Below are 15593 nucleotides of genomic sequence, written 5' to 3'. Positions count from 1 at the left end.
GATGTCCTGCCGCGCTGCGAGGGGCGCTACTCCTTGTAGCTGTTGATCGACAGCCCCAGCCGTGTCGATAAGGCTATCAAGAGAAGCCCGGTCATTGACAAGCCCAGCATATGAAAGATCGCGAACAAACGCTCGTACGTCAGAACGGAATAGGGTGAGACAAAGGGCGATTTCGTCCTGTCCAATTCCCAGTTGCCGTCCTGGCCCAGCCCCAACCCGGGCACGACCTGTTCAAGCGCGTAGAGGATCGGCGTGAAGTCCGCGTTGACCGTGGCGGATTGGTCATCACAATGGACCGCAACGGACCTAGTTCCAGCTTGCGGCTGCGCAACTGCGACGCAATACGTCTTGGACAGGATCGCATCGTCGTGGTTCGCTGAATGGGCGGTCATGGCGGCCACGATGATCAGCAAGCCAACGACGATGAAGGGGCGGTTGAGATCGAACCCGTACTGGCTAGTGATATTCAGCAGGTTCGAGAAGACCTTCTGAAAAAAGCTCCTGCGCCAAGACAGTTGCCAATCGCGCACCACGATGCGCTGATGTTCGACGATATTGGCGGACACCCACCTTCCCTCCTCGCGCAGTGCCTTCGCCGCGACAGCATAGGGATCAAGTGAGTGATAGGTGTTACCCAGAACCGGATATTTTTTAGATCGCATCGACAGGAAAGACAAGAACTGCAGCCAATATGACTTCAGACTCTGGCCCGTCTTGTAGGCATTTCGTTTAACATCTTGCAGTTCCAGCCATTGAATTGCCATTGGCTTGTTAGTCCCAACCGAAGGCTTCATGTACTGAATAATGGTTTTGTAGACGATGAGCACATTCAAAATAAGGGCGAGGGCGAAGATATTCCAGAAGCCGAGACGATTAGATAGTCCGTTCACGGCGAAAAGCGCCCACGCCATCGGGCAATCGCAGACCGCCAGGACCAGCATGATGAACCTGAGCGAAAATGGTGGGTCGGACTCAGCGGCCGGGAATGGGTGGGGACAAAGGGGCCCGTATTCGAGGGTCCGTTCGTAGCGCAGTCCCATCAGCCTGAGGCCCCCGACACGCGGCCACGCTGGCGGCGGGTGATGGAGGAGATTGGCGCGCGCATTTCTGAGATCGATGATCGGCCTGGATCGCTTGTCCATCTCAAATTTCAGGTAGGCCTCGGGCCCCTCAGCGGCTGCCTTGCGCCAGACAAGGCGTTCGCGGCGTGCGCTTTCCTTCTGGTTTGTGTAGTCCGCCTCACGCAAGGTAAAGGTGCCATCGGCGACGGTGGGTGGAATTATCATCAGGGCGCCGGCAACTTCCAGACGTTGCGCCTTGATTCGCGGCCCCCTTCTTGGATTAAAGATCAGTTTGCAATCACCGGATATTTGCGCACCGATCAGAGATATGCGTCCAGCTAAGCCGATTGCGTAATCTTTAACTTGGATTGTTTCATTTTCCTTGCGCCATATTTGATCGAACAGCGCAAAATCTCCCTCTATGGAGGAGTTCTCAAAGTCCAAGCCATTTATGCCGCGGCAACCCAGAAAATATACTCCACCACCGACCTTTACGCCAAGCGCTTTCACCGCGTAAATCTCGCCATTAGCTACACGTTCATCCCTATCTTCATCACATTTTTTGCGGGCATCGAGATAGGATTTTCCATGAGACTCGTAAATTTGCTCGCGCAGTCGGCACGTCCACTTAAATTCGGTGAGATTGAAAAATATTTCCCCTTCGACCGCTGTCCCGCTCAGATTGATGATTCCATCAACATGCGTCGATCCACCAGATGCCCCAACCCGCTTCTCTGGGGATGTACCGATGCGTAGCGCACCGCCGATATGGGATTCACGCAGGTCCAAAGCAAAATCATCTGAACCTATCGCAACTTCATCGTTACGGATGTCCTCTGAGTTAACGATTGCGTAATAATTTTCTAATCTATATTCCCATATTTTCTTTAATTTGGGATCATCTTCATTGCGACAACGATCAAAGTTATCTCTTTGAGATTCAGCCGAACTTAGCGACGCACCTTCAAGTGACAGACTGCCAGAAATTCTCGAGTATTTTGTCCTGAATCTGCCGACGCAATATATGTTTCGAGCAAAGATACTGCCAGAGACGGTAACGCCGTCTGCCCGAAGGGCACTGGTGCGCACCTTCATGCCATCTCGAAGCAGGGTATCGAGACAACTGCGTTGCCAAAGTTGATGACCACCGCCGATAAATGTTCTAAACTTATGACCCTGGGCTCGATCCGACAAAACCTGGCACAACTCCCGGTAGCCGGGCTTGTTTGGACGAACCGGATGAGTTTGCCCAACCGGCCTGTTTTGCAAGGTGCCGATATCCTGGGCCTGCTCAAGCAAAATAGCTTCGAGCACCCCTAGTGGCGACACGAGATGCGCCTCATTCATGAAGATGGATCGCTGGGTCTTCAAGCCTCGCATCGAAAGGCCGCCCCAGATTACAGCGCGGCTCAACCTCACCTCATTATCAATGCTGGCCTGATTGAGGTTCAACATGCCTCGATCCCCATCGACCGCCTGTCCGACGGGCAAGGTGCCAAATGGCTGCAGCAGCATATCTGTACCGTCAAAATATCCGTGGATCTGGGCTCCGGCAAAATCGACCGGCGCCGAGGAGAAACACCGGCGCAGGCGCACGCTACCCTTCGCGCGCAACCAGCTGGCATCCACGCCGACCAGCGCGGAGCCCGACAAATCGAGCGTGACAAGGTTGAGATTGCTGAGCGCCAGCGGAACACGAACCACACATGCGATCAACCGGAGCGAGAAAGGAAAATCGCAATTCACAAGATCGAGCGGCACTATCTCGATCTCTTCAGTGGTCTGGGGGTCGTACGGCACGATTTCAACGCCGTAGAGCTGCAGGCCTGTCCGCATGTTCAGCAGTTCGACCTCGCTGTGAGCACGCCTCCCGCCGATCTTGAGAATGTCCATAGCTTGCGCCAGAGCCGTGAGAAGCACCGCTCGGCTTACTTTCGGCCAGCTGTCATCGGACGAATGCCAAGGCTGGTTCGCACGATTGAGAGCGGCATTCGAATGCCGCTCGAATCTGCTTACGCTAACGGGCTGCCGTGAAGAGCTGGAAGACGCAGTCTCTGTATCGTCAACCTCGCTATCGAGGTCAGTGCGTTGAATTGGTGGCTGAAAAGCACAAATCCATGGCGGCAGACTTTGCCTATCCTGCACGCCTTTTGCTCTTACGAACGCCGGCCCATCAAATCGGCCGCCGGCTTTCATTGCCTGAAGAAGATCGTCTACCGTGATCCACCGCATCGGGGAACTCGATTCTGATGACTAAATCCCGCTAGGCTGACAACAAGATTTAAAGTTTACAAGCAGTCTATCCAGATTGGATATAATTTACTTTGGCGGCGCGATACGAGCGATGGGTTGGGCGGTCGCTTCTGCCCGCTTCAGGCCTGATGCTCCAGCGCGCTTCTGGTGGCGCGGGTCCAGGTCTGGCTGCCGGTGAGGAAGGCGTACCAGCCGAGCGCGGCGCCGGTGTGGCGCAGGAGCTGGAATGTGAAGGGTTCGGCGAGCGCGGCGATCAGCGCGGGGAAGAAGCGCAGGCCTTCGCGTTGGCCGGTCCAGCGCTTGTAGATGCCAAGCGACCAGAGGTGGAAGGTCAGGTCGATCACGATCTTGGCGATCATCACAAGGAGGATCGGGAAGGCGAGATAGAACCGGCCCGTCGCGACGAGGAAAATGAGGATCGCAAACGCGGCGAGGCCGTAGATCGGCTGGAGCGTATCGAGCGCTTTCACCGGGAGCATGCGGGTGCCGACAAGGCCGTAGCGGCTGTTGCCGACCATGTCGCGGTTCCAGTACTGCGTCTGCAGGAAACCGCCGAACCAGCGCTGGCGCTGCTTGAGGAAGCCGCGGATGCTGGCCGGAGCATCGGTGCGGGCGAGCGCGCCGCCGACGACGCTGACATGCCAGCCAAGGGCGTGATCATTGGAATGGCGGTGGAGGCGGTGGATGAGTTCATAATCCTCCACCATGCAATCGGGATCGAACCCGCCGACGCTGAGCACCGCCTCGCGCCGGAAGGCAGCGAAGGCGCCCGAGATCAGCAGCAGGCCGTTCAATTGCATCCACGCGTGGCGTGAGAGAAAATTGCGCACATATTCGTAGGACTGGAACCATTCGAACAGGCGGCCCGAAAGCGACGGCCCGCAGATCGGCTGAAGCACGCCGGTGGCAGCGACGAGCGAGGGATCGCGCAGGAAAGCGGTGCGCATCGCAGCAATTGCGCCGGGCTCGAGCAGGGTATCGGCATCGACGGTGAGCACGACATCAGTAGGCGCGTGCTGCAACGCCTGGTTCAAGGCGCGGGCCTTGCCGCCGTGGGGCAGGCGCAGCCATTGCAGGCGGGTCGCGCCGATCACGGTCTCAGCCATGCCGCCGACGCAGGGCGCGGCGAGGCCGTAGGCTTCGAGCATCGCGGCCGGCGTGGCATCGGTCGAGCCGTCGTCGGCGATAAGGATCGCTTCGGGCGGCTGGGCCTGCGCAAGCAGGCGGTTGATCGTGAGGCGGATGACGCTGGCTTCGTTGTGTGCAGCAACAATGACGCCCAGGGTGGGCGCATCGGCAGTGTGGGGCAGCGGGCGGCTGCCATCGGCGACCAGCTGGCGGATCTGCCATGCGGTGAACAGCAGCAGCATCGTATCGTAAAGGATATAGGCCACGCCAACCGACCACATGCCGAGGCCCTGCCGAAAGAATGCCTGCGCGGTGAGCGCCACGAACAGCAGCGGCGCGGCGATCCCGATCAGGCGGCTGGCGAGCGGGATCGGACGCGGCGTGAAGCGCGGGGACTCGGCGAGGAGAACAGCGTTGAGAGATGGCATGGGGGCGGGCCATAGCCTTGCCAACCTGAACCGGCTATTGCGTAAGAGGGGCAGATACGTGAACAATCGGCAATGGTCGTGGCGGAGCAGAGGATATCATGGTCAAGAAATACAACGGCGTAGCGATAGCGTTTCACTGGATCATCGCGCTCGGCGTGTTCGTGAACCTGCTGCTGCCCAATATCTGGGACGCGGCGGGTGACGCGAACGTGCGGCCGCTGATCGACGTGCACAAATCCATTGGCGTGACAGTGCTGGGGCTTGCTGCAATGCGGCTGCTGTGGCGGCTGACGCACACCCCCCCTGCCCTTCCCGCCAGCTACAAGCCGTGGGAAGTTAAAGCGAGCCATGCGGCGCACTGGGCGCTCTATGCCTTCATCTTCGCGATGCCGCTGACGGGCTGGATCATGGATTCGGCGTACAAGGATGCGGCGACCCATCCGATGCACTGGTTCGGCCTGTTCGAATGGCCGCGTATCAGCATGGTGATGGGTCTGGACGCAGCGACCAAGAAAAGCGTGCACGACGGCTTTGGCGCGGCGCACGAAGTGCTGGGCTATGCATTGTGGGCGCTGTTTGCCGCGCACGTGATCGGTGCCTTCAAGCACCAGTGGATCGACGGCGAGAAGGAATTGCAGCGGATGATGCCGTAAGGGGCTGATTTGCGACATTTATCCCACATATTTGTATTTTTGGATATTGTGGGATAAAATGCGTGAATGAATCCGATCCGCCTCTTTACCGACGAGCAATCGCGGCTGCTGGTCAATCTGCGCCAGCGCTACGAAGTGTGGATGGCAGCCGAGCAAGAGCTTGCTGCCATGCCCTACGACCTGCGGCGAAAGTCCGTCTCGGGCGCGGTCTATCTCTATGAAATCCACGGCCGATCCGGCAACGGCAAGAGCCTTGGCCGGATGGACGCGGAGCAGCTGGCGCGTTTCGAGGACTACCATGCACGCAAGGATGCCCTGAAGGCGCAAATCAAGGCGCTGCGCCCGGCCCTGGCCGAAAGCGCCGCGCTCTACCGCGCGCTGCGGCTCCCCATGCTTTCGAGCGAGGCTGGTCCCATACTGCGCGAATGCGACCGCCGCCGCCTGCTGGGTTCACACCTTCTGGTTGTCGGCACCAATGCCATCGCTGCCTATATGGCCGAGGCCGGCGCAGCGATTATCCTGCCGGACGAGACCGAGGATTTTGACCTTGCGTGGGTCGCGCAGGTGCCGGACGAAGCCGAGCGGCGCGTTTGGGACATGCTCAAGGAGGTCGACCCGACTTTCACGATCAACAGCGAGCGCGATTTTCAGGCGCGCAACGCCAAGGCCTACGAGGTGGAACTGCTGGTCGCGCCATCACGTGCGGGTACTCTGGGGATCAGGGACCAGCCGCGCCCGGTGCCGTTGCCCGAGCAGGAATGGCTCCTGCTGGGCCGCCCGGTCGATCAGGTCATCGGTTGCCGCGATGGCTCCCCTGCCCGCATCGTCGCCCCCGATCCGCGCTGGTTCGCGCTGCACAAGCTGTGGATGGCGGCGCAGGCCAAGCGTAATCCCCTGAAGCGCCCCAAGGACCGCAAGCAGGGCCTTGCACTGCTTGACGCAGTTGCGGCAGCGATGCCGCACTATCGGCTGGGCGATGACTTCATTGCCGAATTGCCTGCAGAACTGCGGCCGCATTTTCGCGAATGGCAGGAACTCGGCGCTCGGGACAGACCAGCGGCGTGGTAGGCGCTTGACAGCACCGGGCGCGGGCGTACCCCTTGGCACATTGGGCGGCAGAGGGGGATTATGATGCGGAAACTGGCTGTTTCGGGCGCGCTGGCGCTGGTTCTGGCGGCGGGGGCGGCCGGGGCCAAGACGGTTCCCGCCGATACAGTGCTGCATCATGGCACGATCCTGACGGTGGATGCGAAGGACCGCGTGGTCCAGGCCATGGCGATCCGCAGCGGCCGGATTGTCGCGCTGGGGAGCGACAAGGCGATTGCGGCCTATATCGGCAAGCGCACCAAGGTGATCAACCTTGCGGGCCGGACCGCGACGCCGGGGATGATCGATGCCCATGCCCATGCCCTCGAAGGCGGGATCGACGAGGTTGCCAATCTCCAGCTGGGCGAGGCTTCGAGCGTTGCCGACTTCCTCGCGCGGGTGAAGGCGCGCGCGGCGGAGCTGCCGGCGGGCGCGTGGCTCACGGGTTCGGGCTGGAACGAGAGCCGCATTGCCGAGCACCACCCGCCGAGCCTTGCTGAACTCGATGCGGTATCGGGCGGGCATCCGGTCGCGCTGGGTAACACCACCGGGCACTATACGCTGGTCAACAGCGCGGTGCTTTCGCTGGCGGGGGTCGACGCAAAGACGCCCGATCCGGCGGGCGGGCGCTTTGACAAGGATGCGAGCGGGGCGCTGACCGGCGTCATCTATGACAGCGCGCAGGACGTGCTCGACAAGCTGGTGCCGCCAGTGGATGCGGCGACGCGGGCCAAGGGGCTCACGCATGTCATCGAGGGCGCGCTGTCCGAAGGGCTGACGGGGTTCAAGGACCCGCGCACCGGGCGCTTGCAGTGGGACGTCTATGCCGCCGCGGCGAAGCAGGCGCCGCTTACCATGCATGTCTGCACGCTGACCTTTGCGCAGACCGACATGACGGCGGCGCGCGCGGCGGTGGACGATTATCGCCAGCGCAAGCGCGAGCTGGCGAAGATGCCTGGCAGCAATCTCGATGTGTGCGGGGTGAAGATCTTCCTTGATGGATCGGGCGCAGGGCGCACGGCGTGGGTCTACAAGCCGTTCGAGGCGGATGCGGCACATGCCAATCCGGGCACCGGGCTGCCGCAAATGGCGCCCGAGGTCTACCGCGAGATGGTGGACTTGTTCACCAGCGAAGGCATGCCGATCGGCACGCACGCGATCGGCGACCGGGCGATCGACACGGTGGTCGATGCCTATGCCGCAGCGCTGAAGAAGTGGCCAAAGCAGGGCCTTCGCCACAGCCTGATACACGCCAACCTGCCCACGGAACATGCCATCGACGTGATGGCAGACATGCAGAAGAAGTACGATTCCGGCTATCCCGAAGCGCAGGCGGAGTTCCTCTGGTTTCTCGGCGATGCGCTGGCGGCAGGATGGGGACCTGAGCGCAGCGTGCACATGATGCCCTACGCGACTTATGTGAAGCGCGGCATTATCTACAGCGACGGATCGGACTACCCGGTGACGCCTTATGCGCCGCGCTATGGCCTGTGGTCCTCGGTGGCGCGCGAACCCGATGGCGACCGCTTCGGCAAGGTGCCGTTCGGGACGGCCGAAGCGGTGGACATCCACATCGCGATGAAAAGCCACACGATCTGGGCCGCGCGGCAGCTGTTCCTCGAGAAGCAGACGGGCTCGCTCGAAGTGGGCAAGCTGGCGGACGTGGCGATCTGGGACCGCAATCCCTATGCCGTGGCGACAGCCGACCTCAAGGACATGCGCTGCATGATGACGCTGTTTGGCGGGAAGGTGGTGTTTACGAGGAAGTGAGCCCCCTCACTTCCCCCCTTACCTTCGTGCCTTGAGCCACGCCTTGCCGGCCTTCTGGATCGAAAGCAGCGCCGAGAAAGGCGCGATGCCGATATTGGCGCGGCCGGTGCGGGCGATGGAATCGATCTGCGCGTAGTACCAATAGGTGACGGCGAAGCCTTCGACGGCGCGCATCATCTTGAGGTTGCCGAGGAACGAGAGCCACGGCGGCAGGAGCTTGAGCTTGGTTTCCCAGCGGTCGAGCTCCTCCGCGCCTGCCAGCAGCTTGGCGGGGCCCGCGGTATCGACGCAGAGCGGGCGGCCGAGGCCGATGACGTCTGCCCCGCCTGTCTCAAGAGCGGTGTTCATCGCGCGGCGGGTGCGAAAGCCCCCGGTGACCATGAGCGGCATGGTGAGCGAGGCGCGCATCGTCTTGGCGAAATCGACGAAGTAGGCCTCACGCGCGGCGGTTGAGGCCTTTTGCGGGGGCGCGTCCGGCGCTTCCATGCCCTGAATGTCCATCATCGCGGGCTGTTCGTAGGAACCGCCTGAGATTTCGAGGAGATCGACGCCGGCGTCCTGCAGCCATCGGGCAACGATCATGCTGTCTTCGAAAGCGAAGCCGCCTTTCTGGAAATCGGCCGAATTGAGCTTCACGCCGATGGGAAACTCCGGCCCGACCCCGGCGCGGACACGGGCGACGACGGCCATCAGCATGCGCGCGCGGTTTTCGAGCGTGCCGCCCCACTGATCGCTGCGCAAGTTGGCGCGCGGGCTGAGGAACTGCGAGAGGAGGTAGCCATGTGCGGCGTGGATCTGGACCCCGGTATAGCCGGTGGCCTTGGCGACTTCGGCGGCGTGGCCGAAGCGTTCGACGAGATCGAGGATTTCAATCTCGGTCAGCGCTTCGGGCAGGCCGAACTGCTTGCCGGGAAGGCCCACGGCGACGGCGGAGGGCGCCTTGGGATGCGGGTTGACGGTGATCTGCGTCTGGCGGCCGGCATGGCTGATCTGCATCCAGATATGGCCGCCAGCGCGGGTACCGGCGCTTGCCATGGCAGCTAGGCCCGCGCGTGCGGCTTCATCCTGCGGGCCATGGATGATGACGTTGCCCGGCCGTTCGAGATGGTCGCGGTCGATCTGGACGTTGCCGGTGATGAGGAGGCCCGAGCCGCCATCAGCCCACAGGCCGTAGAGCCGCGCGAGTTCAGGCGTAGCGCGCCCTTGCGGATCGGCGAGCCCCTCGGTCATCGCGGCCTTGGCGAGCCGGTTGGGCAGGACGGCACCGCATGGGAGGACGAGGGGATCGGCGATGGACGGCATCTTGTGGTTCTCCCGAAGGGTCTTGCTGGCGAAGACCCTTGTTGCCGACTGTTAAGCCCGGTGACACGCGCGGTTGCAAGGGCGAGGTAAATCGCGTTTGCTGCGAGCCTTCAGGTTTCGGGGGAAAGAGAGTGCGGCAGCTGCGGGCTGATGTGCTGGTGATCGGCGGGGGCACGGCGGGTTTTGGCGCAGCGCTGGGCGCGGCGCGGCGAGGAGCCAGCGTGCGGCTGATCGAAGGGACGAGCAAGATCGGCGGGGTGATGGCGTTCTGCCCCGGCATGCCCTGGGGCGGCGGCTACCCCACCGGGCGGAGCATTGGCGGCGTGTTTGGCGAGCTGACTGGCGAGCTGCTGGCGATGGAGCCGCCGATGGCCGAGGTGCGGCCCTCGACGCTGGAGAACTTCGGGCTTGAGGTGATCTATGATCACGAAGCGGCTGTTTTTGCGATGTTCCAGATGCTGGAGGATGCGGGCGTCGAAGTGCATCTGGGAACATTTGCGGGAGCGCCGATGCTGGAACAGGGCCGGATCGCGCGCGTGGCCTGCACCGACCGCACGGGTCCGCTGGTGATCGAGGCCGGGATGGTGATCGACTGTTCGGGCGATGGCGATACTTCGGCGCGCGCCGGGGTGCCGTTCATGGTGGGTGACGGGCGCGGTAACATGATGGGTGTTACGCTATCGTTCTCGATGGTGGGCGCGGACTGGGACCGCGTGTTTGCCAGGGGCGATCCCTACTTCGAGGAAGAGGCCGCCATGGGTATCGCGGCGGGGCTGCTCCATCCCGATCTGGCCAAGCTCTATCTGATGAAGGGCTTTCACCGCGACATGGTGTTCTGCAATTCGGTGCATATCCGCGGCGTTGACGGGACCGACCCGCAAGCCGTGGCGCGGGCGACGCAGGAAGGGCGGCGGCGGTGCCACCAGCTTGCCCGGTTCCTCATCAGCCATGTGCCGGGCTTCGAAGCAGCGCGGATGAGCGAGCTGGGGCCGACGGTGGGCGTGCGCGAGACACGCAAGCTGGAGGCAGTACACCGCATTCTGGCGCGCGATCTGCGCGGCGGCGCGAAGCCGGTGGACGGGATTGTCGCCTGCGACAATCCGATCGACGATGTGATGCGGGGCGACGCCGAGATGACCCACGATGCGATCGTGGCGACTGGAGATTACTATACCATTCCTTTTCGCGCGATGGTGCCGGAGGGGGTAGCGAACTTGCTATTTGCTGGGCGGCTGGTCTGCGCCGATCCCGCCGCCTTTGCCTCCGTGCGAGGGATGCCGCAATGCATGGCGATGGGACAGGCGGCAGGCACGGCAGCGGCCATGGCGCTCAGCGAGGGGCTGTCGGTGCAGGCGCTCGATCCGGCGCGGGTGGTCGCCGCACTGGCCGCGCAAGGGATGCGCGGGATCGGCGGGGATGCGCTGAACCGGCATGCGCGGGCGCTGGAGAATGTGGCATGAGCAGGCGGCGCTTGATCCTTGCATTGGTGCTGGCGGGGATGCCGGTGGTGGCGCTGGCCGAGGGCGCCGCGCCCTCCCCCGTGCGGATCGACCGCGATGCGTTTGGCGTGCCGCATGTGTTTGCCGAGACATCGGAAGCCGTGCTGTTTGGCGCAGGTTATGCCGAGGCGCAGGACCGGCTGGCGGACATGGAGCAATCGCGGCGCCGGGCGCTGGGGCGGCTGGCGGAAGTGCTGGGACCGTCGGCGGTGGAATCGGACGTGGTCTCGCGCCAGCGGCTGCCGGACAAGGCCGAGCTCCTGCGCATGTACGGCGCGCTGGGGGACGAATATCAGCGGATGATCGCGGCCTATGTCGCGGGGGTGAACCGCGCGATTGCCGAGATCGAGGCCGATCCAGACCACAAGACCCCCTACGAGTTCACTCGGTGGGGCGTGAAACCCGAGCGCTGGGTGCTGACCGATTTCCTCGCGATGATCGCAAGCTTCCCGCGCGGACGCGGCGGATCGGAAGTGACCAACCTCGCGTTCCTGCAGGCGATGACCGCGCGCCACGGCGAGGCCAAGGCGCGCCAGCTTTTTGGCGATCTGGTGCCGGTCAGCGATCCCGATACACCAACGGTGATCCCGCCCGGCGAAGACCTCGCCCCGGCTCAGCCGATGCCGCAAGCGACGTTCCTCACGCTGGCGCCGCTGGCCAAGGCCGCCGAGCCGAACCCGGCGCCGGGGAAGGACCATAGCCGCTGCCTCGTGCTGGGGCCGCAACGTACCGCAAGCGGGCGGGTCATGATGATGGAAGCGACGGCGGACGGGCCGGAAATCCATCTCCACGGCGGCGGGTTTGACAGCGCGGGGTTCACGACGCCGGCCTGGGGCGTGCCGATCATGGGGCGCGGGCCGCATCATGGCTGGCTGGTAACCTCCGGCCATGGCGATACGACCGACACGTTTGCCGAGAAGCTCGATCCGAAGAATCCCGATCGCTACTGGTTCAAGGGCGCGTGGCGGCCGATGGTGCGGCAGACGCAGACGATCCTTGTGAAAGGTGCCGCGCCCGTGCTGCGCGAACTGCGCTGGACGGTGCACGGGCCGGTGGTGAGCGAGGACCGTGCGAGCGGCATTGCCTATAGCCAGCGCTTCGCGATGCGCGGTCACGAGCTCGAGAACTGGGCCGCGTTCGTCGATATGCAGCGCGCGCAGTCGATGGCCGAGTTCGATGCGGCGATGGCGAAAGTCGCGATCAATTTCGGCATTTGTTACGGCGACGAGAGCGGCGCGATCGGGTTCTGGGAGACGGGCATGTTGCCGCGCCGCGCGCCCGGCACCGATCCGCGCCTGCCCACCCCCGGCACCGGCGAGTACGAGTGGCAGGGCTTCCTGACCCCCGCCGAGCGGCCGCACATGGTGAACCCCAAGCAGGGCTGGATCCACGCGTGGAACAGCAAGGCGACCACGTGGAGCCGCGAGGGCGATGACGCGCGGATGGGGGCAACCTTCCGCACCTGGCTTGGAGCGAAGCTGGCGGCGGGTTCGCATGGCGTGACGCTGGTCGACATGGTGGGCTATAACCGGCAGATCTGGAACGGCTTTGGCGCGCGCGACCGGGCCAATGCGCCCCCCTTCATGTTTGCGCCGTTCCTGCGCGCGGCGGCAGCGAGCGCGCAGGATCCGGAGGTTTCCCAGGCGGTGGAGCTGATGCTGGCATGGAACGGGCGATACGAAGACCGGGATGGCGACGAGCGCTATGACAAGCCGGGCTTGACGCTGTTTCGCGCCTGGCTGGACACGGCGCCCAAAGTGCTGTTCGGCCCGGTAATGGGAAATTGGTGGAGGGACATCGACGCCAAGCGCTACCAGAAATACCGCACCGCCCTGCTCTACCGCGTGCTGCAGGGCCCGGCGGCGGGGCTGCCGGTGGAGTTCGATTACTTTGCGGGCCGCCCGCGCGAGGCCGTGGTGGCCGAGACGATCCGGCAGACGATTGCGGCTCTGCGGCCGCAGTTCGGCGCGGCGCCGATGGCCGAATGGAAGCGGCCGATCTTCTGGAAGTACTTCACTGACGATGCCGAGGACCCGGCCCGCCCGCCGCTGCCCGACGATGACGAACGCGGCAAGGCGCTGTGGGGCGAGCTTGGTCTGGGGCCGAAGATGATCCCCCTGAACGGCGGCGAAGGCTGGGTGGGGATGATGGAGCTGACCCCCGGCGCGCCGTCGATCTACACGATCACCGAAGTGGGCGGGCAGAACCAGTTCATCGATCCGGCGGGGCGCGGCACGGTGCACCTGACCGATCAGGTGCAGATGCACGCACAGAACCGGTTCAAGCGGATCGATCTCGCGCCAGAGGCGATTGCGGCAGGGCGGGAAAGCACGGTGACGCTGAGCTACGCGCCCTAGGTTACTTCGTCGGCCCGCTCACCCTGAGCTTGGCCAAGGGCGCAGGCGCGACCGCCGGGTACGATGCTTCGACAAGCTCAGCATGAGCGGGGGTGGGGTAAGTCGGAGGGCTTCAGAAGATCACGTGTTCCTGCCCGAGCCAGAGCGGGGAGCGGGGCAGATCGATGAACTTGCGCTCGTCTTCGAGGAGGAGCGCACCGGCGGCGACAGCCTCAGGCGAGCTGCTGGCGAGGTCTTCAAGGCTGTCCCACCACAGCTGCGCAACGCCGTCGAAGGGCTCGGGCGCGCCGCGGGCCACGGCGAAGGGGGCGCCCTCCGTATCAGCAAGCGAGTGGAGCTGGACATAGCGCCGGATCTTCAGCGCATCGCGCACGCTGGCGACAAGCGGCCCGTGGGTATTCAGCCAGTAGTCCTGAAATTCGGCGCGGCTGAGATGCGGCAGGCGGTGGAGGCAGAAGGTCAGCTTGATCATGGTTCTCTCCCGGATGTACTGGGGCTCCAATCAGAGTGGGGGCAGCGGCAGGCTGGTGGTGTGCTTGATCCGGTCCAGCACCACGCTGGAGCGCACGCTGGCGACGTCTCCGTGGCCGAGCAGCTGCTCGTTCATCAGGCGCGAATAGGACGCAAGATCGCGCGCGACGATGCGCAGGAGATAATCGGAATCGCCCGTGGTGGCGCGGCAATCGAGCACTTCATCGAGCGCGGAGATGCGGGCATGGAAGCCGCGTACGACTTCGGGCGCGTAACTTGCCATGGCGACGGCGACATAGGCTTCCACCTGCAGGCCTAGCGCAGCTTCGCTGAGCAGGGCGACGGTGCCGCGGATATAACCATCGCCTTCGAGCCGCGCGATCCGGCGCGAAACCTGGCTGGAGGAGAGATTGACCAGCTTGGCCAGATCGGCGTGCGCGCGCGAGGCATCGACCTGGAGCAAGGCGAGCAGCTGGCGATCGAGCTTGTCCATGCGGGGGTATTCCTTCAGGGCGCCAGCGCGGCGACGATGGCGCGCTCGGCAATCGCCTCGGCAAGATCGCCGGCTATCACGGCGCCGGGGACGGCGCGGATCACGCCTTTGCGGCGCATCGAGGCGAACCCGTAGATCGCGGACCAGAATGCAAGCGTGCGCAGGGCGGTCGCTTCGGCATCGAGGCCGGGCATGCTGGCGGCGACTTCCGCGCGCACGGCGGCGTGGCCGAGCTGCTGGTAGGCGAGCAATTCCGGATCGAGCGCCGGGCTGGTAAGCTCGCTTTCGTACATCAGATCAACGAGATGCGGGTTTTCCTCGGCAAAGCGGATGAACTCCGTGCCTAGCGCGCGCAGCTTGGCCGCCGGGTGATGCTGCCCCGCGGCGACTGCATCCGATCGGGCGAGCATTTCGCGAAAGCCATCGAGCGCGAGCGCGAGGAGGAACGAGCGCCGATCCGGGAAATGGTGGTAAGGCGCGCCGGGCGAGACGCCGACCTGCTGCGCAAGGATGCGCATCGAGAGCCCCAGATGGCCGTTTGCTTCCACCCAGGCCCGCCCGGCCTTGAGCAGATCGCCCCTGAGATCCTCCTTGTGGTACGGCTTTTTCGTCGACATGCACCTTCCCGGTCGGCGCAGTCCTACCACGTTTGCAGCGAGGTGCCAGCTATGCGCAGAGCGTGGCGAGGCGGGCTTCGTGCATCGGGAAGATGTGCACGTCGGGCGGGAAATACGAATAGCGAATGCGGGCAAGCACTTCGACATGGTGGATGCCGGCCTCGAGGCCGCCGGGCTTGTCGACGAGGATTTCGCCCCATTCGAGCAGCCCCCAGCGCGCAGTGGTTTCCTCGCGCAGTTCGGCGAGGGTGTAGACTTCGTCGCGGATGCCGAGGCTGTTCTGTTCGAAGGGGAAGACCTCGCCATCGACGGTGACAGTGAAGCCATCAAGCTGCGAAAGGCGCGTGCCGTGGTAATTGGGGATGCGGATGCGCACGGCAAAGCCGGTGCGCGCGCCGACAGGGCCGATGTTGCGGAAGCCGGTGCTTTGGATGAGCTGGTGTTCGAGCATGGGGGTGTTCCTCGGAATACGGGC

At 63.6% G+C, this 15593-nt stretch carries 12 protein-coding genes; 5 read left to right on the top strand and 7 right to left on the bottom strand.

All coding sequences use genetic code 11. From position 1 onward, the window contains the following. Positions 1 to 26: 26 nt before the first annotated feature. Both ACO056_RS09120 and ACO056_RS09115 read right to left on the bottom strand, forming a co-directional pair. Positions 27 to 3293, bottom strand: a complete 3267-nt coding sequence (locus tag ACO056_RS09120; protein WP_421854951.1) for a hypothetical protein — start codon at positions 3291 to 3293, stop codon at positions 27 to 29. 140 nt (positions 3294 to 3433) lie between these two features. Beyond that, complete coding sequence (locus ACO056_RS09115) at positions 3434 to 4870, bottom strand: glycosyltransferase family 2 protein (RefSeq protein WP_421854948.1); 1437 nt, start codon at positions 4868 to 4870, stop codon at positions 3434 to 3436. A 98-nt stretch (positions 4871 to 4968) separates the two neighbouring features. Between ACO056_RS09115 and ACO056_RS09110 the strand changes: the two genes are divergently transcribed. The 3 genes from ACO056_RS09110 (at position 4969) to ACO056_RS09100 (ending at position 8379) form a co-directional block, all read left to right on the top strand. Then, entirely contained in the window at positions 4969 to 5523 is a 555-nt protein-coding gene (locus ACO056_RS09110; protein ID WP_421854945.1) for a cytochrome b, read from the top strand. 66 nt (positions 5524 to 5589) lie between these two features. Beyond that, entirely contained in the window at positions 5590 to 6591 is a 1002-nt protein-coding gene (locus ACO056_RS09105) for a GSU2403 family nucleotidyltransferase fold protein (protein WP_421854942.1), read from the top strand. A gap of 60 nt (positions 6592 to 6651) precedes the next feature. Further along, positions 6652 to 8379, top strand: coding sequence for an amidohydrolase (locus ACO056_RS09100; RefSeq protein ID WP_421854939.1), 1728 nt, complete (start codon positions 6652 to 6654; stop codon positions 8377 to 8379). Positions 8380 to 8397: 18 nt separating this feature from the next. On the opposite strand, the gene ACO056_RS09095 is transcribed toward ACO056_RS09100, so the two are convergent. Then, complete coding sequence (locus ACO056_RS09095) at positions 8398 to 9681, bottom strand: NADH:flavin oxidoreductase/NADH oxidase family protein (RefSeq protein WP_421854936.1); 1284 nt, start codon at positions 9679 to 9681, stop codon at positions 8398 to 8400. 131 nt (positions 9682 to 9812) lie between these two features. Between ACO056_RS09095 and ACO056_RS09090 the strand changes: the two genes are divergently transcribed. Together ACO056_RS09090 and ACO056_RS09085 are read left to right on the top strand one after the other, a co-directional pair. Then, a complete protein-coding gene (locus tag ACO056_RS09090) occupies positions 9813 to 11141 on the top strand; it encodes an FAD-dependent oxidoreductase (protein WP_421854934.1) in 1329 nt (442 codons plus the stop codon). Beyond that, positions 11138 to 13537, top strand: coding sequence for a penicillin acylase family protein (locus ACO056_RS09085; protein WP_421854931.1), 2400 nt, complete (start codon positions 11138 to 11140; stop codon positions 13535 to 13537). Before ACO056_RS09090 ends, ACO056_RS09085 begins: the two co-directional genes overlap by 4 nt. Before the next feature lie 112 nt (positions 13538 to 13649). Here ACO056_RS09085 and ACO056_RS09080 read toward each other — a convergent pair whose 3' ends face one another. Genes ACO056_RS09080 through ACO056_RS09065 form a run of 4 tightly spaced genes read right to left on the bottom strand, consistent with a single transcriptional unit; the run spans position 13650 to position 15569 of the window. Then, entirely contained in the window at positions 13650 to 14009 is a 360-nt protein-coding gene (locus tag ACO056_RS09080) for an EthD domain-containing protein (protein WP_421854928.1), read from the bottom strand. Between the two features lie 30 nt (positions 14010 to 14039). Continuing rightward, the gene (locus ACO056_RS09075) at positions 14040 to 14501 is read right to left on the bottom strand and encodes an Lrp/AsnC family transcriptional regulator (RefSeq protein WP_421854925.1); all 462 of its coding nucleotides are present in this window, start codon (positions 14499 to 14501) and stop codon (positions 14040 to 14042) included. Positions 14502 to 14515: 14 nt separating this feature from the next. Then, positions 14516 to 15118, bottom strand: a complete 603-nt coding sequence (locus tag ACO056_RS09070; RefSeq protein WP_421854922.1) for a TetR/AcrR family transcriptional regulator — start codon at positions 15116 to 15118, stop codon at positions 14516 to 14518. Between the two features lie 49 nt (positions 15119 to 15167). Then, positions 15168 to 15569, bottom strand: coding sequence for a C-glycoside deglycosidase beta subunit domain-containing protein (locus ACO056_RS09065; RefSeq protein WP_421854919.1), 402 nt, complete (start codon positions 15567 to 15569; stop codon positions 15168 to 15170). Positions 15570 to 15593: the final 24 nt, after the last annotated feature.

Origin of the sequence: Novosphingobium sp. (assembly GCF_965228995.1) — a bacterium.
GTDB lineage: Bacteria > Pseudomonadota > Alphaproteobacteria > Sphingomonadales > Sphingomonadaceae > Novosphingobium.
Note: the sequence above shows the minus strand (reverse complement) of the source record. Positions and strands in the feature narration are given on the sequence as shown.